The 22,721-nt window shown below is 70.7% G+C and carries 14 protein-coding genes; all 14 read right to left on the minus strand.

The genetic code is table 11. The features are described from left to right. Positions 1-4 precede the first annotated feature (4 nt). Positions 5-268: a hypothetical protein gene (locus tag ACFWN2_RS42670; protein ID WP_382436359.1), complete on the minus strand. Its 264-nt coding sequence runs from the start codon at positions 266-268 to the stop codon at positions 5-7. Between the two features lie 321 nt (positions 269-589). After that, positions 590-859: a hypothetical protein gene (locus tag ACFWN2_RS42675; protein ID WP_382436360.1), complete on the minus strand. Its 270-nt coding sequence runs from the start codon at positions 857-859 to the stop codon at positions 590-592. Between the two features lie 19 nt (positions 860-878). Beyond that, complete coding sequence (gene glmM, locus ACFWN2_RS42680) at positions 879-2,213, minus strand: phosphoglucosamine mutase (RefSeq protein ID WP_382436361.1); 1,335 nt, start codon at positions 2,211-2,213, stop codon at positions 879-881. A 203-nt stretch (positions 2,214-2,416) separates the two neighbouring features. After that, the gene (gene rpsI / locus ACFWN2_RS42685) at positions 2,417-2,989 is read right to left on the minus strand and encodes a 30S ribosomal protein S9 (RefSeq protein ID WP_382436362.1); all 573 of its coding nucleotides are present in this window, start codon (positions 2,987-2,989) and stop codon (positions 2,417-2,419) included. A gap of 26 nt (positions 2,990-3,015) precedes the next feature. After that, a complete protein-coding gene (rplM, locus tag ACFWN2_RS42690; RefSeq protein WP_382436364.1) occupies positions 3,016-3,459 on the minus strand; it encodes a 50S ribosomal protein L13 in 444 nt (147 codons plus the stop codon). Between the two features lie 257 nt (positions 3,460-3,716). Then, positions 3,717-3,995: a WXG100 family type VII secretion target gene (locus ACFWN2_RS42695; protein ID WP_382436365.1), complete on the minus strand. Its 279-nt coding sequence runs from the start codon at positions 3,993-3,995 to the stop codon at positions 3,717-3,719. Between the two features lie 69 nt (positions 3,996-4,064). Next, on the minus strand, positions 4,065-4,373 hold the full coding sequence (locus tag ACFWN2_RS42700; RefSeq protein WP_382436367.1) for a WXG100 family type VII secretion target: 309 nt from the start codon (positions 4,371-4,373) through the stop codon (positions 4,065-4,067). A gap of 148 nt (positions 4,374-4,521) precedes the next feature. Continuing rightward, complete coding sequence (locus ACFWN2_RS42705) at positions 4,522-4,908, minus strand: hypothetical protein (protein ID WP_382436368.1); 387 nt, start codon at positions 4,906-4,908, stop codon at positions 4,522-4,524. 25 nt (positions 4,909-4,933) lie between these two features. Further along, on the minus strand, positions 4,934-6,739 hold the full coding sequence (locus ACFWN2_RS42710) for a type VII secretion-associated protein (RefSeq protein ID WP_382436369.1): 1,806 nt from the start codon (positions 6,737-6,739) through the stop codon (positions 4,934-4,936). Between the two features lie 73 nt (positions 6,740-6,812). Further along, positions 6,813-9,476, minus strand: a complete 2,664-nt coding sequence (locus ACFWN2_RS42715; RefSeq protein WP_382436370.1) for a BTAD domain-containing putative transcriptional regulator — start codon at positions 9,474-9,476, stop codon at positions 6,813-6,815. A 2-nt stretch (positions 9,477-9,478) separates the two neighbouring features. Further along, a complete protein-coding gene (locus ACFWN2_RS42720; RefSeq protein WP_382436371.1) occupies positions 9,479-12,151 on the minus strand; it encodes a BTAD domain-containing putative transcriptional regulator in 2,673 nt (890 codons plus the stop codon). A gap of 77 nt (positions 12,152-12,228) precedes the next feature. Next, complete coding sequence (locus ACFWN2_RS42725) at positions 12,229-14,634, minus strand: BTAD domain-containing putative transcriptional regulator (protein WP_382436372.1); 2,406 nt, start codon at positions 14,632-14,634, stop codon at positions 12,229-12,231. Then, positions 14,631-17,306, minus strand: coding sequence for a BTAD domain-containing putative transcriptional regulator (locus ACFWN2_RS42730; RefSeq protein WP_382436373.1), 2,676 nt, complete (start codon positions 17,304-17,306; stop codon positions 14,631-14,633). The genes ACFWN2_RS42725 and ACFWN2_RS42730 overlap by 4 nt, the downstream gene beginning before the upstream one ends. 1,278 nt (positions 17,307-18,584) lie before the next feature. After that, on the minus strand, positions 18,585-22,610 hold the full coding sequence (gene eccCa, locus ACFWN2_RS42735; RefSeq protein ID WP_382436374.1) for a type VII secretion protein EccCa: 4,026 nt from the start codon (positions 22,608-22,610) through the stop codon (positions 18,585-18,587). Between the last annotated feature and the right edge of the window lie 111 nt (positions 22,611-22,721).

Consider the following 22,721-nt stretch of genomic DNA (forward strand, 5'->3'; position numbering starts at 1 on the left):
CTCGTTACCCCTTGAACTGACCCGAGGTCTGCGCCTCGTTCGACTCGTACGTCTTGGCGACGTCCTTCAGGCGCGTGGCGATGCCGGTCGCCTCCTTGCCGAACTTCTCCAGGCTCGTGCCGAACTGGTCGAAGAAGGTCTTGTACTGGGCGGCGACACCCTGGAACTTGCGGCCCACCTGCCCGGCTCCCACGCCCGGCACGACCGAGGGCTTCATCTGGACCAGTGCTGATCCCTCTGCCTCGTAAGTCCCCGCTGCCTTGGTCAAATCGCCGGACTGTACGCCGAACCCGGACATCGCTCGCCTCCCCTTGTCCCCGATCTGACGCAATTCGGTCTCATCGGGTTCCGCCATACAGTGCCAGCTCCCGTGACGCGGTGACCGGAGCTCGACGATGTCGGTTGCCTTAGTAAACAGCCATTCGGACCAGGCTGCTGATGATCATCACTGATCGGGTGGCGCCCGGTCGGTGGGGGCTCGGGTACGAGCGGCGCGAGACGGCGCGAGCGGGCTCCGGCAGGCGTGGGCAGGCGCGAGCGGCGCGGGGATGGTCCCGAGTGGACGGCCGGTGGGCGATCCGGTGGCGCGTCAGACGTGGCCGGCGGGCGGCTGCTGGCCGGGCGGAGGCGACTGCTGCGGGTACGCCTGCGGGGCGTACCCCTGCTGCGGGTACGGCTGCTGCTGTGGGAAACCCTGCGGCGGAAAACCCTGCGGCGGGTACGGCTGCGGGTGCCCGTGACCGGGCGGGAACGGGGGCTGGGCGACGGGTTTGCGCTTCGACGTCACCACCACGGCGACGACCACCGCGATCGCGCCTCCCAGCAGCACCAGGAGTACGAGCAGCATCAACACGGTCATCCCCAGCCCCCTTCTGTCCTCAGCGCACCGAGGAAACCACACCCGCCAGGCGTTGCGCGGCCGACTCGGCCTGTTCGTGGCTCGTGGCCTCGACCATCACGCGCACGAGCTGCTCGGTGCCGGACGGGCGGAGCAGCACTCGGCCGGTGTCGCCGAGCTCCGCCTCGACCTCGGCCACGGCCTGGCTGACCGACGACGCCTGGGCGACGGCCGCCTTGTCGGTGACCTTCACGTTGATCAGGACCTGCGGCAGGCGGCGCATCACCGAGGCGAGGTCGGCGAGCGACTTGCCGGTCTCCGCCATGCGGGCCATCAGGCGCAGCGCGGTGAGCAGGCCGTCGCCGGTGGTGGCGTGCGCGGGCAGGACGACGTGGCCGGACTGCTCGCCCCCGAGCGAGTAGCCGCGGGCCTTGAGCTCCTGCAGCACGTAGCGGTCGCCGACGGCGGTGGTGCGCAGCTCGATCTTGGACTCGCGCATGGCGATGTGCAGGCCCAGGTTGCTCATCACGGTGGCAACGAGCGTGTCCTCCGCCAGTTCGCCCGCGTCGCGCATCGCGATCGCGAGGACGGCGAGGATCTGGTCGCCGTCGACCGGTTCGCCGTTGGCGTCCACGGCCAGGCAGCGGTCGGCGTCTCCGTCGTGCGCGATGCCGAGGTCGGCGCCGTGCTCGCGGACGGCGGCGGCCACGACGTCGATGTGGGTGGAACCACAGCCGTCGTTGATGTTGAGGCCGTCCGGGTTCGCGTTGATCGCGATCACCTCGGCCCCCGCGCGGCGGTACGCGTCCGGTGCGGCCACCGACGCGGCACCGTTCGCGCAGTCCACCACGACCTTGAGGCCGTCGAGGCGGTGCGGAGTGACCTTGAGCAGGTGCTCGACGTACTGGGTCTCGGCGTCGGGGACGTCGCGCACCCGGCCGATGGAAGCGCCCGTGGGGCGGTCGAACCCGACGCCCATGTGCTGCTCGATCTCGTCCTCGACCGAGTCGGGCAGCTTGTGGCCGCCGGCGGCGAAGAGCTTGATCCCGTTGTCCGGCATCGAGTTGTGCGACGCGGAGATCATCACGCCGATGTCGGCGCCGAGGGTGGCGACCAGGTGCGCGACCGCGGGCGTGGGCAGGGCACCGACGCGCAGCACGTCCGCACCGGCCGACGTGAGGCCCGCGGTGACCGCGGCGTCGAGCATCTCACTGCTCGCCCTGGGGTCGCGGCCGACGACGGCGACCGGACGGTGCGAGCGGTCGTGCTCGGCGAGCACCCGTGCCGCCGCGGCGGCGACGGACATCGCGAGCTCGGGGGTGAGATCGGCGTTGGCGAGACCGCGTACTCCGTCTGTGCCGAACAGGCGGGCCATGGAACCTCCGATGTGGACACTGCGAGGCGGCGGGGACAGACCGGAAAAACCCCGGAAAAACACTGCGGGAGCAGCAGTTCGGTGTGAACTGCTGCTCCCGCAGGTACAACTGATGACGCTCGGGCTGCGGGGGTGTCCCCGCAGTCACCGCGGAAGAGCCAGGGTCCGACGAACGCAGACACGGCTCGCTCCGCGGCGGAGCATCAGCGCTTGGAGTACTGAGGCGCCTTGCGGGCCTTCTTCAGACCGTACTTCTTGCGCTCCTTGACCCTCGGGTCACGGGTGAGGAAGCCGGCCTTCTTCAGAACCGGGCGGTCCTCGGAGTCGACGGCGATCAGCGCACGCGCGATGGCGAGACGCAGCGCACCGGCCTGGCCGGTGATGCCGCCGCCACGCAGGTTGGCGATCACGTCGAAGGTCTCGGGCTTCTCCGTGGTGACGAGCGGCTCACGGATGAGCTGCTGGTGCACCTTGTTCGGGAAGTAGGCCTCGAGGGTCTTGCCGTTCAGCGTGAACTTGCCGGTGCCGGGCACGAGGCGGACGCGGACGACGGCCTCCTTGCGGCGACCGACGGTCTGCGCGAGGTGCGCGGCACCGTTCAGCGCGGGGGCGACCACCGGTGCGGACGTCTCTTCGACGACCTCACCCTCGGCGTCGTCGGAAGCGTCGGCCTCGACAGCTTCGACCTCAGGAGCGTCGACGACCTCGGCCTCGACAACCTCGGCCTCGACCTCGGGGGTCTCGACCTCAGGGGTCTCGTTCTCAGGGGTGGTCACAGGAACTTCCTCGGTGTACTCGTCGCTCACTGGGCGATCTTCTTGATCTCGAAGGCCTGCGGCTGCTGCGCCTCGTGCGGGTGGCTCGGGCCGCTGTAGACCTTGAGCTTGTTCGCGATCTGACGGCCCAGGCGGTTCTTGGGCAGCATGCCCTTGATCGCCTTCTCCACCAGGCGGTCCGGACGGGTGTCCAGGACCTCGCCGAAGGACTGCTTGCGCAGACCACCGGGGAAGCCGGAGTGGCGGTACTGGAACGCCTGGTCGCGCTTGGCGCCCGTCAGGGCGACCTTGTCAGCGTTGATGATGACAACGAAGTCACCAGTGTCAACGTGAGGCGCATAAGTCGGCTTGTGCTTGCCGCGCAGCAGCGTCGCGGCCTGGGTGGCGAGCCGGCCGAGCACCACGTCCTGGGCGTCGATCACGTGCCAGGTGCGGGTCACCTCACCGGGCTTCGGGCTGTACGTGCGCACGGATCTACCTCGTCGTCACTTGCGTCTGGGGTCACTGCGGCGGTTGCCCCAGACCGATCTTGGACTTGCCAAGCGGTGGTTCCGAGACAGGCGCGGCACACATGGGCGCCAGCTACCGCACAACAACGTCAGAAGATACCGGATGGGTGGCGCGGGGACCAAAACGGGTCCTCCGAAGCGCCTGCCCTCGGACGTACGCGAGCCCCGGACCACGTGGTTCCGGGGCTCGCGAAAGGTCTTGCTGAAGCCGAGCAGACTTACCAGCGGTTGGCGTTCTGCTTCTCAGCGGCCTCGTACGCCTCGCCGGCCTGGCCGACGGCGGTACCGATGGCGGCGAGCACGGCCTGGAGGTCCGCGGCGGCCTGGTCCCACTTGCGCTGCGCCTCTTCGTAGCGCTCGCGGGCGTCACCCTCGTAGCCGGCGAGGGTCTTCGTCACCTCGGACTTGAGGTCGCCCAGCTGGCCCTCGATCTGGGTGGCCGAGCTGTTGATCGTGCTGGAAGCCTGCGTGATCTCGGCGAACGTAACCTGCAGCATTTCATCTCCCCTGGAGTTCTAGCGATTCGGAAAGTGCGTGGCAGAGCTGGTCGAGCTGAACTCGGCGAATCAGCCCTGGAGGCGACCGGCGAGACCACCGATGGAGGACTTGTTGTCCTCTTCCTGGCGGGCGTAGACGTCCGCGGACGACGCGATCTGCTCGGCGATGCTGCGCAGCGCCTCCTGCAGCTTGCGGGCGTCGTCGTGGAAGCGGCTCATCAGGTTGGAGAAGGCCTGCTGCGCCTCGCCCTTCCAGGTGGACGAAACCTGGTCGACGGCGTTCTGCACGGTGCGAAGCGTGCCCTGCGTCTCTTCGTCGACGCTGATGATGCGCTTCGCCAGCGCGTCGAGCTCGGCAGCGGTAACGGTCAATGCCATTGGAGATGCCCCCTTCAGAGAACTTCAGGTCGTACTTCTTGGTTGGTACGCCTCTTCCGACGCATGACCCTGCCACGCCGGTTCCGTCCTGTCGCGACTTCTTTCGAAGTAGTTGCGCTAGTAAACGGCACCGGGTGAAACCGCCATCTCAGTAGAGGATTCGCGACTGCGAAAAGTCCTCGTCATCGTCACTCACACGGGGAAGCTGGCCACTCGGACCGGCGACGGCCGAGGAACCGAGAGTGGCCGGTGGTGTCTCAACTGGAGCGGGCGCGGTGAGCTCGGCGGCGTCCGGCACCCGCTCGACGGCCAGTCCCCGCTCCACCCGGAACCCCTTCGCGGCCTCCTGGACGTCGGACGGCGTCGCTTGGGCACCGGGGGACGCCCCGCGCTCACGCGCCTGCACCGCGAGGTCACGCGTGCGTTCCCGCAGCTTGGCATTGCGTTCACCGATCTCACCCGACGCGCGGCGGGCGCGGGTGACCGCCGCTCCGACCTCGGCGCGGAACCGGGCGAGGACCTCGGTGGCGAACATCGGCGACTCCCTGACGTTGCGGCTGCTACTTGATGACGAGCGAGCGGACGATCTGCTCGCAGGCGGCCCGGACCTGGCCCTTCGTGACCTCCGTCGCCTGGCAGCCCACGCTCACCTGGGCCTCTCCCGCGAACTGGATGTACCACTCGACCTCGGTCGACTCGACCACTTCGCGATAGTGAACAACGGACTTGCCCGCGAATGTGGTGTCTTCGGCGAAGGCGTCGACCTCATCGCCTTTGTCCTTGCGTTGCTGATAGGTGTTCTTCAACTCGTTCAGCGCGCGAGTGCGATCACGATCGCTGTTGTACTCAAGAGTTTGCTCCTGCACAGCAATTCGCGCTTCCGGTTGTTTGCTATCGGAATTCTTGCGCTCAATCGGTTGCAAAAGCACCTGCCGGTTCGCGGCGGCGCCGCCCGTCTGCTCCCACCCGTCCGGACGGGTGAAGCTGTAGTCGTAGACGGCGATCTGGGCACCGGTGGGCGCCGGCTGCTCCTGGGTGCCCTTCGGCTTGAACCAGAAGTAGGCGCCGACGCCGGCCGCCGCCAGCACGACCACGACACCGATCGCGACGAACAGCGGCGTCCTGCTCCTCTTCTGAGGTGGCTGCGGTGAGGTCACCGGGAACGAGACGGGGAACTGCCCCGGCGGCGGGGGCGCGATCCGGCGGGTGATCTTGCGGGTGGTCTCCTCGCCGACGCGGATGTTGTGAGTCACCTCACCCGAGGCGCCGGAGGACTGCTGCGCGACGCCCCCTGTCCGTTCCGGGTCGAGGCTGACCGCCCGCAACGCGCCGCGGGCCACCACCGTCTCCGGCTGGTCGATGCTCGTCGGCACGATCCGGACCTGGTCGTGCACCATGCGCGCGACGAGCGGGATCCTGCTCGACCCGCCGACCAGGAACACCCCTGCGAGCTGCTGGGGCGCGAGACCGGCGTCGCGCACGGCGGAGGCCGCCAGTCCCGCCGCCCGGCTCAGCGGAGCGCTGATCAGCTGCTCCAGGTCCGACCTCGTCACGTGGGCGTCGGGGAACGGCGGCGGCATCGGCACGTCGGTGTAGGCGTGCCGGGACAACGTCTCCTTGGCGCCGCGCACGTCCTGCCGCAGCACCCGCCGCTTGCGCCGGTCGGCCATCTCACGGCCCTCGACGAGCTGCCGCCACGCCTCGGGGTCCTTGGCCGCCACCAGCCCGCCCACGTGCTCCAGCAACGCCTGGTCGATGTCGGCGCCGCCGAAGCTCGGGTCGCCCTTCGCGGACAGCACCCGGAAGCTCTTGCCCGCCCGCGCCACGACGCTGGCGTCGACCGTGCCGCCACCGAGGTCGAGCACGGCGAGCGCGGCACCGTCCGGAATGGAGTGGCTCGCGGAGTGGAAGACGGCGGCGGCGACGGGTTCGGGCACCAGCACGACCTCGCGGCCGAGACCGCGGGCTGCCTGCAGCAGGACGCGCGTGCGGACCGTGCCCCAGTCCGCGGGGTGGGTGAGGACGAGAAGGTCGACAGGCGCACCGCCACCAACGCGCCGTGCCTCACCCACGGCTCGTGCCAGCACCGCGCGCACAACGTCCACAACGGGCAGCACGGTGCTACCGAGCAGCAACTCCCCCTCGTCGACACGGCGCTTCGGGTGCGGCTCGTACCGGGCGGGGTCGACGGCTGCCTGGCGTTCGGCCTCCTGACCGACGAACAGCGTGCCGTCGGCGGCGGCGAACACGGCGGACGGCACCAGCGGCTGGCCGTCGAACACGACGACCTGCGGCTCCCGCCCGTGCGCGGAGATCGCGACGCAGGTGCTCGACGTGCCGAAGTCGACCGCGACGTGCAGGCTCATGCACCTTCCCCTCTTCCGCGCACATGCTTACCCGATATGACCGGCTTGAACGACATGGATGACGAGAGTCGCCTCAACTCGTCCGGCCCAGGGCGGCCACGCGTGCGGCCACCACCTCCGCCCGCGGGTCGTTCCTCGACCGGTGGATGTCGACCGCTTCCTGCCAGGCCGCCGCGGCCTCGTCGAGCCTGTCCTGGCCGACCAGCACGTCACCGATCAGTCCCAGCCCGTCGGTCACGCCGTCGGTGTCGCCGACGCCCCTCATGAACTCCACGACCGCCCGCAGCTCCGGTTCCGCCTCGGTGTACCTGCCCCAGCCCGCGAGCGCCGCCGCGCGGTAGGCGCGAACCCGGATCGCGAGGAACTCGTCACCGTGCCGCGCGGCCAGCGGCGCGGCGAGCTCGGTCTCCCGCAGCGCCTTCTCCCACTGCTCGGCGCGGTTGAACCGGCTGGCGAGGTTGCAGCGGGAGATGATCTGGAGGTTGACGTCGCCGATCTCGACCGCGATGGCGAGGCACTCGCGCAGGTACGTCTCCGCCTCCTCGCTGCGCCCGAGCGTGCTGTAGAGCTTGGAGATGTTGCCCAGCACCCCGGCCACCGAGACCGGTTCGCCCTCCGCCCGCACCAGCGGCAGGCCGATCTCGAAGCTGCGCAGGGAGTCGTCCGTGCGACCGATCAGCTCGTAGAGGACCGCCAGCTTGGTGCGCGCGATCCCCTGCTCGTGCGCGGTGCCGACCCCCTGCACCGTCTCGAACAGCTCGACCGCGTCGTGCCGGTGGGTGTGGTCGATGACGAGGTGGCTGAGCAGGTGGACCGGGATCAGCATGGCCTGCCGCTGCCAGCCCCTCGCGATCGCCGCGAACGCGATCGCTCTGAGGTTGGGCCACTCCTCGCGGCGCCACCTCTGCGTGGCGTGCCACGACGGGAAGTCCTGCGGCACGACACCGGACGTCACCGGGCCGGCGCGCAGGACCATCCGCGCGCTGTCTCGGGAGGTCGCGTTCTCCAGCGTGTGGACGTACCACTCGGTGAGCCGCAGCGCGGCTTCCTCGTCGTCGCCGCACAGCTCCGCCGCGTAGGCGCGCAACAGGTCGTGCAGGTCGTACCGGCCGGGGGTGCGCGACTGCACCAGGTGGTCCGCGACCAGCCGTTCCAGCAGCCGGCGGGCCTGAGCAGCGGAGACACCGGCGAGCGCGGCGGCCGCGTTGACGTCGAGGTCCACGCCGGGGTGCACGGACAGCAGCCGGAACATCCGCGCCGACTCCGCGTCCAGCGCCCGGTAGGACCACGAGAACACCGCGCGCACGTCGACGTCGTCGTAGTCGGTCAGCGCGTCGAGCCGTGCCTCGTCCAGCTCCGCCACGAACTCCCGCAGCGACACGCCGGGGAAGCGCGCGACCCGTTCCGCGAACACCCTCAGCGCCAGCGGAAGTCCCGCGCACCGCTCGACGATGTCGCGCGCCGCGTCCGGTTCGGCGTCGAGCCGCCCGGTGCCGAGCACGGCCGCGAGCAGTTCCAGCGCCGCGCCGAGTCCCAGCTGCCGCAGCGCGATCGACGTGGCGTCGTGCCGCGAGACCAGCGCGCGGAACTGGTTGCGGCTGGTGATCACGACCCGGACGCCTGCCGCACCGGGCAGCAGCGGCAGCACCTGGCGGGGCGCGGCGGCGTTGTCGAGCACCAGCACCATCCGCCGGTCGACGAGGGTGGTGCGCAGCAACGCGAACCGCGCGTCCGCGGCGGCGGGGACCTTCTCGACCCCCAGTCCGACCAGGAGCGTCTCCGCCGCGGCCGCCGGGTCGACGGGCTGCGCCTCCGGGTCGAACCCGCGCAGGTCGAGGTACAGGTCCCCGTCGGGGAAGTCGTCCCGCGCCTCACGCGCCCAGCGCAGTGCCAGCGCGGTCTTCCCGACGCCGCCCACGCCGTGCACGACGGTGACACCGCCCGCGCGTCCGAGCAGGCCGAGCTCGTCGTCTCGGCCGACGAAGTTGCGGACGCCGGCGGGCAGCTGACGAGGCACCTGACGCCCGCCCGCGGGAACCTCGCCGCGCAGGATCTGCTGGTGCAGCTCGCGCAGCGCCGCGCCGGGGTCGACACCGAGCTCGTCCGCGAGCTTCTCGCGCACCCGCTGGTAGGCCGCGAGCGCCTCGGCCTGCTGGCCCGCACGGCACAGCGCGAGCATCAGCTGCCGCCAGAACGACTCGCGCAACGGGTGCTCGGAGACCAGCGACCTCAGCTCCGCGACGAGCTCCCTGCCGAGGCCGCGGTGCAGGTCGGCACCGATGCGGGACTCCAGCGCGTCGAGCCGTTCCACCTCCAGTCCCGGCACGTCCTCGCGGTGCAGCGCGTCCGAGGCGACGTCGCCCAGCACCGGACCACGCCACAGCGACGTGGCGGTCGTGAAGTCCTGCGACGCCACCATCGCGCGGAACCGCAGCAGGTCCAGCTCGTCCGGCCCGGCGTCGAACCGGTAGCCGCCCGGCAGGGTGCGCACGCGGTTCGCGGCGCCGAGCGACCTGCGCAGGCGGGCCACGACCATCTGCAACGTCTTGTGCGCGCGGTCGGCCGTCGGCGGTTCGCCGTCCCACAGCCGCTCGACCAGTTCGTCGACCGGGACGAACTGGTTGGGGCGCAACAACAAGGTCGCCAGCAGCGTCCGCACGCGCCCGGCCGGCACCGGCACCGGGACGCCGTCGGCGAGCACCTCCAGCGGGCCGAGCACCCGGAACTCGACGTGCACGATCAGTCCTCCAACTCGGCGATCCGGGCCCGCAGCTTCTCCGCGGCCTTCTCGTTGCCCAGTTCCTCGCGCACCAGCAGGGCTTCCTCCAACGCCGCGACGGCGTCCTTCGCTCGTCCGGCACGGGCGTGCGCGTCGGCGAGGTTCTCCAGTGTCACGGTCCTGATCGCGTCCGGCAGCTGATCACCGGGCAGGGCGAGCACGCGCCCGAACACCTCGACCGCCTCGTCGAGGTGACCGCGTTCCAGGTGCAGCAGACCACGAGTGTCCAATGTGGATGCAACGAGGTCGGTCAGTCCCGCCTTCGCCACGACCGCGCTGGCCTCGTCGTTCGCCGTCAGGGCGGCGTCGAACTCCTCCAGGGCCAGCAACGTCATGGAGTAGTTGTTCAGCGCGATGGCCAGGCCGGACGGCGAACCCTGCTCCTCGCGCTTCGCGATGGCGCGCTCGTGCAGGACCCTCGCCCGTTCCAGGTCACCGCTGAGCGCGTGGTTGATGGCCCACTGGTCGAGGGTGACGGCGATGCCGTGCAGGTGACCGATCTCCTCGCGGGCCCGCAGCGCCTCCGCGTAGTGGCCATCTGCGGCGGCGAAGTCGCCCAGCGCCGTCAGCGCGTTGGCGAGCGAGTGCAGCGTGACGCCCTCGGCGTACCTGTCCCCGCTCGCCCTGGCGGCCGCGAGGGCGACGTGGGTCAGCTCGATCCGTTCGGACGGGCGCCCGCGCAGGTAGAGGTAGCCGAACATGACCGTCGCGAGCTGCCAGGCGTGCTGGTGCAGGCCGTGGTCACCGGCGAGGCGGACGACGGCCAGGAGGTTCTCGTGCTCGGTCTCGCACCAGGCCGCGGCCGCCGCCGGGTCGTCGAACAGCACCGGCCGCACCTCGTCGGGCAACGGGCTCAGCGCGACGTCCAACCGGCTGGGGCGCAACAACTCGTCGGCGCCGTCCACCGAGTGCAGGTAGAACTCCAGGAGGCGGCGCACCGCCGCGAGCCGCTCCGGATCGTCGTCCCACGACGAGCGGGCGTACGCGCGCAGCAGGTCGTGCGACGAGTACCGGCCCGGCGCGTGTTCGGTCGCGAGGTGCATACGTGCCAACGTTTGCAACGACCTGCGCACCTCCGCGCGACGACGGCCGTCGAGCGCGGTGGCGGCGTCCAGCGAGATGTCGGGGCCCGTCGTCAGGCCGAGCAACCGGAAGAGCCTCGCGGTGCCGGGATCCAGGCGGCCGCAGGACGCGGCGAAGACCGCTTCCACGTGCGCCATCGGGCCCGCCGCGAGTTCGCCGACGAGCGCGCGCAGGGTCAGGCCGGGGTCGCCGGCGGCCCTGGAGGCGGCAACGGCGAGGGCCAGCGGCAGGCCACCGCAGAACGCGACGAGGTCCGCGACCGCGTCCGGTTCGGCTGCCACGCGTGCGGCGCCGAGGTGGGTGGTGAGCAGCGCGACGGCGTCGGTGTCGCCGAGCAGGCCGAGCGTCACCGGCACCGCGCCCTCGCGCACCACGAGCCCGGTGAACCGGTTGCGGCTGGTGATCACGGCCAGGCAGCCCCGGCCGGCGGGCAGCAGCGGGCGGACCTGCTCGACGTCGCGGGCGTTGTCGAGCAGCACCAGCACGCGGCGGTCGGCGAGGACGCTGCGGAAGAGCGCCGCGCGTTCGGGCAGGTCGGCGGGAACCCTGCCGCCGGACACCCCGAACGCGCCCAGGAACGACGCCAGCACGTCGGCGGGGGCGGCGGGATCGGCGGACGGGTCGAAGCCGCGCAGGTCCGCGTACAGCTGGCCGTCGGGGAAGCGTTGCGCGACCGAGTGCGCCCACCGCACGGCCAGGGCCGTCTTGCCGATCCCCCCTTCGCCGTCGATCGCGGTGATCACCACCGCGGTCCCGCCCGTGGCCGCCTCGGTGAGCCTCTCCAGTTCGGCGTCCCGGCCGGCGAAGTGCGCGTCCACCGCGGGCAACCGGCGCGGCACGTCCTCCCGCGAGGCCGGGTCGAGGAACCGCGCGTGCAGGTCGCGCAGCGGCTGACCGGGTTCGACGCCCAGTTCGTCGTCGAGGTGGTCGCGGATCCGTTCGTACGCGGCGAGCGCCTCTCCCGTCCGGCCTGCCTGGTGCAGCGCCTGCACGAGCTGCGCCCAGAACCCCTCGCGCAGCGGGTGCTCCGCCGTCAGCTCCGTCAGCTCGTCCACCAGCCCGGCACCGCGCCCGCGTGCCAGATCGGCGTCGACGCGCCTGCCGTGCACCACGAGCCGTTCCTCGACGAGCGGTGGCACGTCCTCGCGGCGCAGGTGCGGCGAGTTCACGTCGGACGCCACCTCGCCACGCCAGTGCGCCAGCGCCGCGGCGAACTCCCCCTCGGCGGCGAGGCGGCGGAACCGCGTCAGGTCGAGGGCGTCTTCGCCGACCTCGGCCAGGTAGCCCCCGGTGGCCGTGCGGACGCAGTTGGCGTCCCCCAACGCCATCCGCAGCCGCCGCACGACCATGTGCAACGTCTTGTGGGCACGGTCGAGCGTGGGCGGCTCACCGTCCCACAGCCGGTCCACCAGCTCGTCGACCGACACGAACCGGTTGGGGCGCAACAACAACGTCGCCAGCAGCACCCGGCAGCGACCGGCAGGGACCGCCACGGGCACGCCGTCGCGCAGCACCTCCACCGGCCCGAGGACGCGGTACTCGACGTTCATGGCTCCCTCACCTGGGGGGTTGCTGTGGTCCGGCGCCGTCGCGGAGAACCTCTTCCAGCGCGGCCGTGCCCCGGCTCCTACAACCCGGCCAGCCTCGCCACCAGCTCCTCCGCCCGTTCGCTGCCGATGTCACGCCACAGAGCGATCGCGCGTTGCCACGACACGACGGCCTCGTCACGGCGGTCCACCGCCAGCAGTGCGCTGCCGAGCAGTTCGCGCAGGCCGGCCTCGCCGTCGGTGTCGCCGGATCCGGCCAGCTCGGTGATCAGGACCTCCAGCTCCGGCAGCGCTTCCGCGTACTTCCCGAGGCGGACCAGCGAGTGTGCCCGGATTCGGCGCATCCGGAGCCGGACGTGGTCGTCGAGCCCGGTCGCGAGAGCCCGTTCGGCACAGGCCATCGCGTCGTCCAGCCGTCCCGCGTCCTCGTGGACCGACGCCATCTCCAGCCCCAGCAGCGCCTGCTCGTGAGGCGAGCCGAAGCCCTCCACCGCGTCGAACAGCACGACCGCCTCGTGGCGGTGGGCGGGGCGCAGGGCGAGATACCCGAACAGGTGCAGCGTGATCAGCAGGGCGGGACGCTCCCAGCCCCGCCTGATCGCCGCGGTGGTGACCGCCCTGAGGTTCTCCCACTCCTGGCGGCGCCACATGAGCGTCTCGAACCAGCTGGAGAACTCCTGCGGGACCGCGCCGGAGACCACCTCGTCCGCGAGCACCGCGATCCTGGTGCCGTTGTGCGCCGTGGCGTTCTGCAGGGTGTGCAGGTACCACTCGGTCATCCGCAGCGCCGCGGCCTCGTCGTCGCCGCACAGCTCGGCCGCGTAGGCCCGCAGCAGGTCGTGCAGGCAGTACCGGCCGAGCCACCGCGTCTGCACGAGGGCGTCGGCGGCCAGGCGTTCCAGCAGCACGCGGGTCTCGGAGATCGTCCGGCCCACCAGCGCGGCGGCCGCGCCCACGTCGAAGTCGGAGCCGGGGTGCACGGACAGCAGCCGGAACATGCGCGCCGACTCGTCGTCCAGCGCCCGGTACGACCAGCTGAACACCGCGCGCACGTCCAGGTCGTCGAAGTCGCTCAACGCGTCGAGCCGCGCGCTCTCCAGTTCGCCGACGAACTCCTCCAGCGACGTGTCCGGGAACCGCGACACCCGTTCGGCGAAGACCCTCAGCGCCAGCGGCAGCCCCGAGCACCGGCGGACGATCTCGTGCGCGGCCTCCGGTTCGGCGTCGAGCCGCTCCTCGCCGAGCACCGCGGCCAGCAGGGACCGCGCGTGCTCGGGCCCCAGCTGCCGCAGACCGACAGACGTCGCGTCGTGCCGGGAGACGAGCGAGGTGAGGTGGTTGCGGCTGGTGATCACGACCCGCACACCGGGCGCACCGGGCAGCAGCGGCAGCACCTGGCGCGACGTCGCCGCGTTGTCCAGGACCATCAGCACCCGCAGGCCGGACAACGCGGTGCGCAGCAACGCGAACCGCGCGTCCGCGGCGTCGGGGACCTTCTCGATCCCCAGTCCGACCAGGAGCGTCTCCGCCGCGGCCGCCGGATCGACCGGCTGCCCGTCCGGGTCGAACCCCCGCAGGTTCACGTAGAGGTCCCCGTCGGGGAAGTCGTCGCGGCCGTCGTGGGCCCAGCGCAACGCCAGCGTCGTCTTGCCGATGCCACCGACCCCGTGCACGACCGTCACTCCGGCGGACTTGTCGAGCAGCGCCAGTTCGTCACCACGGCCGACGAAGCTCCGCACCGCCGCCGGCAGCTGACGCGGCACCTGCGGGCGGGCACCGGGAACGACGTCCGCGCGCAGGATCTGCTGGTGCAGCTCCCGCAGCGCCGGACCGGGATCAACGCCGAGCTCCTCGGCCAGCTGCTCCCTGACCTCCTGGTACGCCCGCAACGCCTCGGCCTGCCGCCCCGACCGGTACAGCGCGAGCACCAGGTGCCGCCAGAACGACTCCCGCAGCGGGTGCTCGGCCACCAGCGACCGCAGCTCCGCCACCAGCTCACCCGACAGCCCCTGGTCGAGATCGGCGTCGATGCGCCGCTCCAGCACCACGACCCGCTCGTCGACCAGCCGCGGCACGTCGTCGCGGTGCAGGCGCTCCGACGCCACGTTGCCGAGGACGGGCCCGCGCCACAACGCCGACGCGGCACCGAAGTCACCCGAGCGCGCCAGCTCGCGGAACCGCAACAGGTCGAGCTGCTCGGGGTCGAGCTCGGCCAGGTACCCGCCGGGCCGGGTGCGCACGCAGTCCGCCGCGCCCAGCGCGACCCTCAGCCGCCGCACCACCATCTGCAACGTCTTGTGCGCACGGTCCGCCGACGGCGGATCCCCGTCCCACACGTGGTCCACGAGCTCGTCCACAGTGATGAACTGGTTGGGCCGCAACAACAACGTCGCCAGCAGCACGTGACACCGGCCACCCGGCACAGCCACCTGCTCGCCGTCGAGCAGCACCTCCAACGGCCCCAGCACGCGGTACTCGGCCGTCATCCCCGAGCCTCCAGCTCGGCCAGCTGTGCGACCAGCTCGTCGAGCCGGGCGTCGCGGAGTTCGCGCCACAGCTCTGCGGTGCGCCGCCACGCGACCGCCGCCTCGTCGCGCCGTTCCAGCCGCAGCAGAACGCCGCCGAGGTGGCGGAGCACATCGCCCTCGTTCTCGCGATCGCCGAACTTGACGGCCCCTTCGAGCGCGATCTCCAGTGCCCGTTCCGCCTCGTCGAGCCGGCCGACGCCAGCGAGAGACTGGCCGTACATGGTGTGGATTCTCGAGTACATGTACTCGTGCTCGTTGCCGATGTCCTCCGCGATGGCGATGGCGGCGGTGACCTCCCGCAGCGCTTCCTCGTACCGCCCGAGTTCGTTCAGGATCAGGCTGGTGTTGGCACGCGAGGCGCATTCCAGGTACGGCTCGCCGAGCTCGATGACCACAGCGAAGGCTTCTCTGCTGCTGGTCAGGGCGCTGTCCGGGTCGCCAAGGCGTTCGTAGACGCCGACCATGTTCATCAGCGCCATTCCTTCCGCGCGCCGATCGCCGGACTCGCGTGCGAACCGCAGCGCGCCCTTGTAGGCGTCCAACGCCTCGTCGAACCGCGCGCAGTGGTTGTACAGCGAAGCCAGCTTGATCTGCAGCATCGCCTGCTCGCGGTCCGTGCCGAAGGTCAGCACCTGTTCGAACAGCTCGACGGCTTCAGGCCGTCGTCCCGTGTCGACGTTGAGGTAGCGGGAGAGGTGAGCAGGCACGAGCATGGCCGGCCGCGTCCAGCCACGTGCGCTCGCCGCCGGCACGAGCGCCTTGAGGTTGTGCCACTCGTCGCGGACCCACGACATCGCTTCGAACGCGGACGAGAACTCCCGCGGCGTCACACCCGACGTGATCTCATCCGCCTGCACCATGGGCTTCGTGGCCTGCACCCTCTGAGCGGCGTTCACCAGCGTGTGGACGTACCACTCCGTCAGCCGCAAAGCCGCCTTCTCGTCGTCGCCGCACAGTTCGGCCGCGTAGGCGCGCAGCAGGTCGTGCAGGTCGTATCGCCCCGGCGAACGGGAGTGGACGAGGTGGTCGGCCACCAGCCGCTCCAGCAGCCGTCGCGCCTGGGAGATCGGCACGTCCACCAGCGCCGCGACCGAGCTCACGTCGAAGTCCGGGCCAAAGTGGACGGCCAGCAACCGGAAGGCCCTGGCGGACTCCTCGTCCAGCGCCCGGTACGACCAGCTGAACACCGTTCGCACATCCACGTCGTCGAAGTCGCTCAGCGCGTCGAGTCGCGCGCTCTTCAACTCCGCCACGAACTCCCGCAACGACGTGTCCGGGAAGCGAGCGACGCGCTCGGCGACGACGCGCAACGCCAGTGGCAGCCCACCGCACTGCTCGACCAGTTCCAGCACCGCGTCCGACTCGGCATCGAGTCGTGCCTGCCCGAGCACAGCGGCGAGCAGCAACCGCGCCGCGAGGAAGTCGAGCTGCCGCAACTCGACCGCGACCGCACCGTGTCGCGAGACGAGAGCGCGGAGCTGGTTGCGGCTCGTGACCACCACCCGCACTCCGGCCGCACCCGGCAACAACGGCACGACCTGTCTGCTCGATGCGGCGTTGTCCAGCACGAGCAGAAGCCGCCGATCGTTCAGCGCGGTGCGCAGCAACGCGAACCGCGCCTCCGCGTTCGCCGGAACCTCCTCCACACCCAGACCGATGAGCAGGACCTCCGCCGCTGCGGCCGGCTCGACAGGAGAGGCGTCCGGATCGAACCCTCGCAGGTTCAGGTACAGGTCACCGTCCGGAAAGCGGTCGCGCGCGGCCCTCGCCCACCTCAGTGTCACAGCCGTCTTGCCGATGCCGCCGACTCCGTGCACGACCGTGAGACCGCTCGCTCCGTCGAGCAGGCGGATCTCGTCGTCGCGGCCGACGAAGCCGCGCACCACCGCCGGCAACTGCCGCGGCACCGCCCGGCGCCCGCCGTCCGGCACGTCCGCGCGAAGGATCTGCTCGTGCAGTTCCCGCAGTGGCGGAGCGGGATCAACGCCCAACTCGTCGGCCAGCGTCGACCTGACCTCCTGGTAGGCCTTCAGCGCCTCGCTCTGGCGCCCGGACCGGTACAGGGCCAGCATCAAACAGCGCCAGAAGGTCTCCTGGAACGGATGTGCGGTGACCAGTGAGCGCAGCTCAGCCACCAGCTCACCCGCGAGTCCCCGGTCCAGGTCGGCTTCAAGCCTTCGCTCGAGCACGACGAGCCGCTCGCCCTCCAACTGCTGCGCATGCCCGCGATGCAGTACTCCCGATCGGACGTTGGACAGCACCGGCCCGCGCCACAGCGCCGACGCCACTCCGAGGTCCCCCGACCCCGCCAGTGCGCGGAACCGCAGCAGGTCGAGCTGATCGGGCTCGACCACCGCCTGATAGCCGCCCGGAAGCGTCCGCACGCAGTCCGCCGCACCCAGCGCCACTCTCAGCCGCCGCACCACCATCTGCAACGTCTTGTGCGCACGGTCCGCCGACGGAGGATCCCCGTCCCACACGTGGTCCACGAGCTCGTCCACAGTGATGAACTGGTTGGGCCGCAACAACAACGTCGCCAGCAGCACGTGACACCGGCCACCCGGCACAGCCACCTGCTCGCCGTCGAGCAGCACCTCCAACGGCCCCAGCACGCGGTACTCGGCTCGCATCGGTCCCCCAGGTTCCGCGGCCAGTTTAGACGGTGTGTGATCGCGGTGTGAGCGAAGTGTGAGCGGCGTCGGGCAGAGTGCTCCTCAGCGGTGCTGGTGGCAAAGGTTCCTGGGGGGGCCACCAGCACCGCTTGCCATTGGCCGCCTCCACCCCACCGGTGGAGGCCGTGACCGGTCCCTCCGCGGCTACCTCCCTCTTCGCCACGGAGGGACCGGTCGCTCTCGCCGGGTGCACGCGTGCGGACTCGGTGTGACCGAAGTGTGAGCGCGACCGTGCACAGTGGTCATCAGCCGGAACGACGAGAGTGACGTTGAGATCTGGGGGGCGCCACTCTCGCCGAGCTCCGGGGTCGTGCCTCCCAGTGGTGCGGTCCCGGGGTTCCGGTCTGGGGGAACCGGACAGTCCCCTGCTGTTCGGTCAGGGCCCGCGGCTTCGGTCGCGGGCCTTCTTCACTTCCGCTCCCGGACACCGGCGTCATCAAGACGTGAGCGGGGCGTGAGCGGTGTGAGGCAGAGTTCTCGTCGGCCGGTTCGGAAGAGTCAGACCTGGGGGTGGCTCGACGGACAGGCCCGGAACCCGGCGCGGTCGCCTCCCTCTTGACCGCGCCGGTGATGGGGGAACCGGACAGTCCCCTGCTGTTCGGTTTGGGCCCGCGGCTTCGGTCGCGGGCCTTTTCCGTGTGCGGCGGCGGTCGCGCGCCTCTCGTGAGCGCGGCGGCGGTTGGGGTCTTCGTGCACGCGGCGGCGATTACGGGCCTTCCGTGCGCGGCGACGGTTGGGGGCCTTCCGTGCGCGGCGACGGTTGGGGGCCTTCCGTGCGCGGCGACGATTGGGCCTTCGTGTGCGGGGCGGCGGTTGCAGGCCATCCGTGCGCGGCCGAGGCCACGGGCCCTTTCGTACGTGCGCACGGAAGCGGTCCGTAGCTTGCGTGCGCACGGCGGCGGTCGCGAGCGGTGCGAAGGCCTGTGGCTTCCGCGCCTCTCTCGCGCGCACCTTTTCTCTCGCGCACCTCTCTCACGCGTCTCCCGCGCGTACATCTCCCACGTGCGCCTCTCTCGCGCACCCCTCTCCTGCGCGCCTCTCTCGCGCGCACCTCTTCTCTCGCGCCTCTCTTTCGCGCGCACCTCTCTCGCGCACGCACCTCGCTCTCGCCTCTCTCGCGCGCCTCTCCCCGCGCACCTCTCTCGCATGCCTCTCGCGCGCCAAACCCCTGAAACGACCCGTGGGTGGCCCGCCACAAGGCGAGGCCACCCACGAAGACGCGGAACGCGAGAGTTTCTAGTCGGGCGAGATCCAGGCGAACTGGATGCGCTGCTGACCGTGCTTGCGGGTCACGAGCGTGCCCCGGCCGGGAGGCTGCGGCGACGGCTTGAGGTTGCCGACGATGTTGCCCTCCTCCTTCGAGCCGGAACCGACGAAGATCGGCGCCGCGATCTCCTTCAGCTTGCCGATGATCGGGTCGTACATCGCGCGGGACGCACCACCCATGCGGCGGACGACGACCACGTGCAGGCCGACGTCCTTCGCCTGCGGGATGAACTCCGCCAGCGGCGCCATCGGGTTCGCGCCACCCTGCGGGGCGACGAGGTCGTAGTCGTCGACGATGACGAAGACCTCGGGGCCCTTCCACCAGGAGCGGTTCTTGAGCTGCTCCTGCGTGACGTCCGGGCCCGGCATGCGGCCGGCGAGCGAGCCGCGGATCTCCTGGACGTTCTGGGTGAACTGCGGGCCCGACACCGCGTAGCTGAGCAGGTGGTCGGTGTCGATGAAGCCGAGCATCGTGCGGCGGTAGTCCGCGAGCAGGATCAACGCCTCGCCCGAGGTGTAGCTCTGCATGATGCCGCGGACGATCGTGCGCAGGATGTTCGTCTTGCCCGACTCGCCGTCGGCCAGCGCGACGAAGTGCGGGTCCGCGTCGAAGTCCATGTAGACCGGGGCGAGCTCGTCCTCGTTGACGCCGACCGGGACCAGGTGGCCGCGGTTGGGCATGACCTGCTGGACGTGCGCCATGAGCTGGCCGTGGTCGAGCAGGTCGGGCAGCATCCGGACCTGCGGAGCGTGCGGGCCCTGCCAGGACTGGGTGAGCTTGGCGGCGAGGTCCGCGACACCGGACGTGACCGTGTTCGCGTCCTGCGAGGTGTCGATGCGCGGCAGACCGACGAGGTAGTGCAGCTTGCGGCCCGACGCGCCGTCGATCGTGATGCCGCGGCCGGGACGGCCGGGCGGCACGTTCACGGCGACCTTGCGGTCGACCTCGGACTCGCTCGGGTCACCGAGGCGGAGCTCGAAGCGCGTGCCGAGGAGGTCCTTCATGGCGGGGCGGATCTCCGCCCACCGGCTGGCACCGACGATCACGTGCACGCCGTACGACAGACCCTGCGCGGCGAGCGCCTGGATCTGCGGCTCCACCATCTCGAACTCCTGGCGGAAGTTCATCCAGCCGTCGACGACCAGGAACGCGTCGCCGAAGGCGTCGTCCTTGATCTCACCGCGCCGCTTGCGGTTGCGGAACTCGGCGAGCTCGATGCGCTGGTCGCGCCAGCGGACCTCGCGCTCGGCGATCAGCGTCTGCAGCTCGGCCACCATGCGGCGGACCTTGTCGACGTCGAGACGACCGGCGAAGCCACCGACGTGCGGCAGGTCCTCCATCGCGGCGAGCGAACCACCACCGAGGTCGATGCAGTAGAACTGCACCTCCTCCGGCGTGTGCGTGAGCGCCATCGACGCGACGATCGTCCGCAGCAGCATCGACTTGCCGGACTGCGGGCCACCGACGACCGCGCCGTGGCCTGCGGCACCGGAGAAGTCGGCCCACAGCAGGTCGCGACGCTGTTCGAACGGCTTGTCGACGATGCCGACGGGGATCTGCAACGTGCTGTTGGCCGGGTAGCCCGGCGACGTGAGACCGCGGTCGGGGGTCACGTCGAGCGGCGGCAGCATCGTGTCCATCGTCGGCGGCTCGTTGAGCGGCGGCAGCCACACCTCGTGCGCGGGCGGGCCCTGGCCGACGAGGCGGTTGACGATGAGCTCGAGCTGCGTCGGCTCGTTCGCGTCCTCCTTGACCGGCTCCGCCACCTTGACGGGCTCGACCGGACGCTCCGGCTCCTTCGGGATCTCGATGAAGTCCGGCACGAAGAACCGCGGGCGCTTGTCGCTGCGCACGGCCACCGACTCACCGACGGACTGCATGCCCGCCGGGCGGTAGGTGCCCGAGACGTAGAGCGCCTTGAACCTGGTCAGCGGCATGCCCTGCACGCTCAGGTAACCCGAGCCCGGGATCGGCGGCAGCTCGTAGGCGTCCGGCACACCGATCGCCGCACGGGACTCCGCCGCGTTGAAGGTCTTCAGACCGATCCGGTACGAGAGGAACGTGTCGAGACCGCGCAGCTTGCCTTCTTCCAGTCGCTGCGACGCGAGGAGCATGTGCATCTGCAGCGACCGGCCGACACGACCGATCTGGAGGAAGATGTCGATGAAGTCCGGCTTCGCCGTCAGCATCTCGGAGAACTCGTCGATGCAGATGAAGAGCGCGGGCAGCGGGTCGAGCTGGGCGCCGTTCTCACGGGCCTTCTCGTAGTCCCAGACGTTCTTGTAGTTGCCCTTCGCCAGGACCTCCTGACGACGGGACACCTCGCCCTCGATGGCGTCCTTCATGCGGTCGACGAGGCTGAGGTCGCCGGCGAGGTTGGTGATCGTCGCGGCGACGTGCGGGGCCTTGTCCAGGCCGAGGAACGTCGCACCACCCTTGAAGTCGACGAGGATCATGTTGAGCGCCGTCGACGAGTGCGAGGCCAGCAGGCCCAGCACCAGGGTGCGCAGGAACTCCGACTTACCGGAACCGGTCGCGCCGATGCACAGGCCGTGCGGGCCCATGCCGTCCTCGGCCGCTTCCTTGATGTCGAGCTCGACCTGCTGGCCGTGCTCGCCGATGCCGAACGGGATGCGGTAGCGGTCGCGCTTGGGCCGGGGCCGCCACGCCTGCTGCACGTCGAACGTGATCGGGTCGCCGGGGATGCCCATGAACTCGAGCAGCGGCGGGTTGTTGCTCATCGCCAACGGGTCTTCACCCGAGTCGCCACCGGCCTCACCGGCGGCGCCCATGCGGTAGGGCGACAGACGGCGGGCGAGGGCCTCGGACTCCACGATGGTCAGCCGGTCCGGCGCGCCGAACCACTCGACACCGGTCGCGGAACGGGCGCCCAGCTGGTTGTTCTCGACGACGAGACGCAGACCGCGGCGTGCCGTCAGGTTGCCGAGGCACTCGGACAGGTCCAGCAGCGTGACGCCGACCAGACCTTCCTCAAGGATGATCATCTCTTCGCGGCTGATGTCGCCGTCGTCGATGACGATCACGATGTGCGGCTGGTCGGGGGGCGGCGGGGCGTTGCGGGTGAACCGCTGGCGGTCGCGCAGGTTCTCGTCCAGCATCGCCTCGATCTCGGCGAGCGAGTTCGCCATCATGCGGCGCTGGCCGATGCCGTCGATGTCGGTGGGGTGCTGCGCGTGCGGCAGCCACTTCGCCCACTCCCACAGCTGCTTGGTGCGGCCCGCGCTGACGACCGCGATGAGCAGGTCGTCCGGGGCGTGGAAGGTGACGAGCTGGGCGATGAGCGCGCGGGCGAGGTCGCGGCGGTCCTCGATCTCGCCGACCAGGCCGACCGCGGCGAACCCGCGCAGCGCGATGGAGATGGGGAGGTCGGGCACGAGCGAGTGGGCGCGCACGAACCGGCGCAGCGCCAGCGTCGCGATCGGCTCGAGCTCCTCGACCGGTCCGGTCTGCGGTGGCACCAAACGAGTCGCGAGGCGCTGCGAGCCCCGTCCCGCGCGGAGGTGGCAGAAGTCCGGGTCGTTCTGGCGGCGTTCCCACATGCGGCGGGTGGTGGCGAGCGACCACAGCATCTGCGGGTCCGGGTGCACCCACTCGCGCTCGGCGCGCTGCTCGTCGGCGGCCTCACGGGCGCGGTCGCGCATCTGGCCGAGGTACCGCAGGTAGTCCTTGCGGTCCTCGTTCATCTCGGCTTTCTTCTGGCCCTTGCCCGAGCCCATGCCGCTCGCCATCATGCCGATGGTCGAGATCATCATCATGCCCGGCATGATCATCGCCGCGGGCTGACGCGGCATGAAGACGAGCATCATGCCCATCATGCCGACGGACGCGACGATCATGACGACGGGCATCGCCTTCATCATGATGTTGCCGGGGATGATCCGGGGTACCTCGGGCGGCGGTTCGAGGTGGACCTCACCGCCCGGAGGCCGGGGAGCAGCAAGGCGTGCCGTTCGCTTGAACTGCAGCGTGCTCAACTGACAGGCACCTCTTCGACTCGTTACGCCACCAGTAGCACCCGACACTATTGCGCATCGTCGCGCGTCACGAAGCTGGGTCGGAAAAAAACCCAGTCGAACGTGTTCTGC

Source organism: Lentzea sp. NPDC058436, assembly GCF_042721515.1.
In the GTDB taxonomy this organism is placed as follows: Bacteria; Actinomycetota; Actinomycetes; order Mycobacteriales; family Pseudonocardiaceae; genus Lentzea.

Coding starts and splice junctions, on each gene's coding strand:
- ACFWN2_RS42705 (WP_382436368.1), bottom strand. CDS start 4,908: ATGTTCGCCACCGAGGTCCTCGCCCGGTTCCGCGCCGAGGTCGGAGCG.
- ACFWN2_RS42725 (WP_382436372.1), bottom strand. CDS start 14,634: ATGACGGCCGAGTACCGCGTGCTGGGGCCGTTGGAGGTGCTGCTCGAC.
- ACFWN2_RS42730 (WP_382436373.1), bottom strand. CDS start 17,306: ATGCGAGCCGAGTACCGCGTGCTGGGGCCGTTGGAGGTGCTGCTCGAC.
- ACFWN2_RS42710 (WP_382436369.1), bottom strand. CDS start 6,739: ATGAGCCTGCACGTCGCGGTCGACTTCGGCACGTCGAGCACCTGCGTC.
- ACFWN2_RS42695 (WP_382436365.1), bottom strand. CDS start 3,995: ATGCTGCAGGTTACGTTCGCCGAGATCACGCAGGCTTCCAGCACGATC.
- ACFWN2_RS42675 (WP_382436360.1), bottom strand. CDS start 859: ATGACCGTGTTGATGCTGCTCGTACTCCTGGTGCTGCTGGGAGGCGCG.
- ACFWN2_RS42720 (WP_382436371.1), bottom strand. CDS start 12,151: ATGAACGTCGAGTACCGCGTCCTCGGGCCGGTGGAGGTGCTGCGCGAC.
- glmM (WP_382436361.1), bottom strand. CDS start 2,213: ATGGCCCGCCTGTTCGGCACAGACGGAGTACGCGGTCTCGCCAACGCC.
- ACFWN2_RS42700 (WP_382436367.1), bottom strand. CDS start 4,373: ATGGCATTGACCGTTACCGCTGCCGAGCTCGACGCGCTGGCGAAGCGC.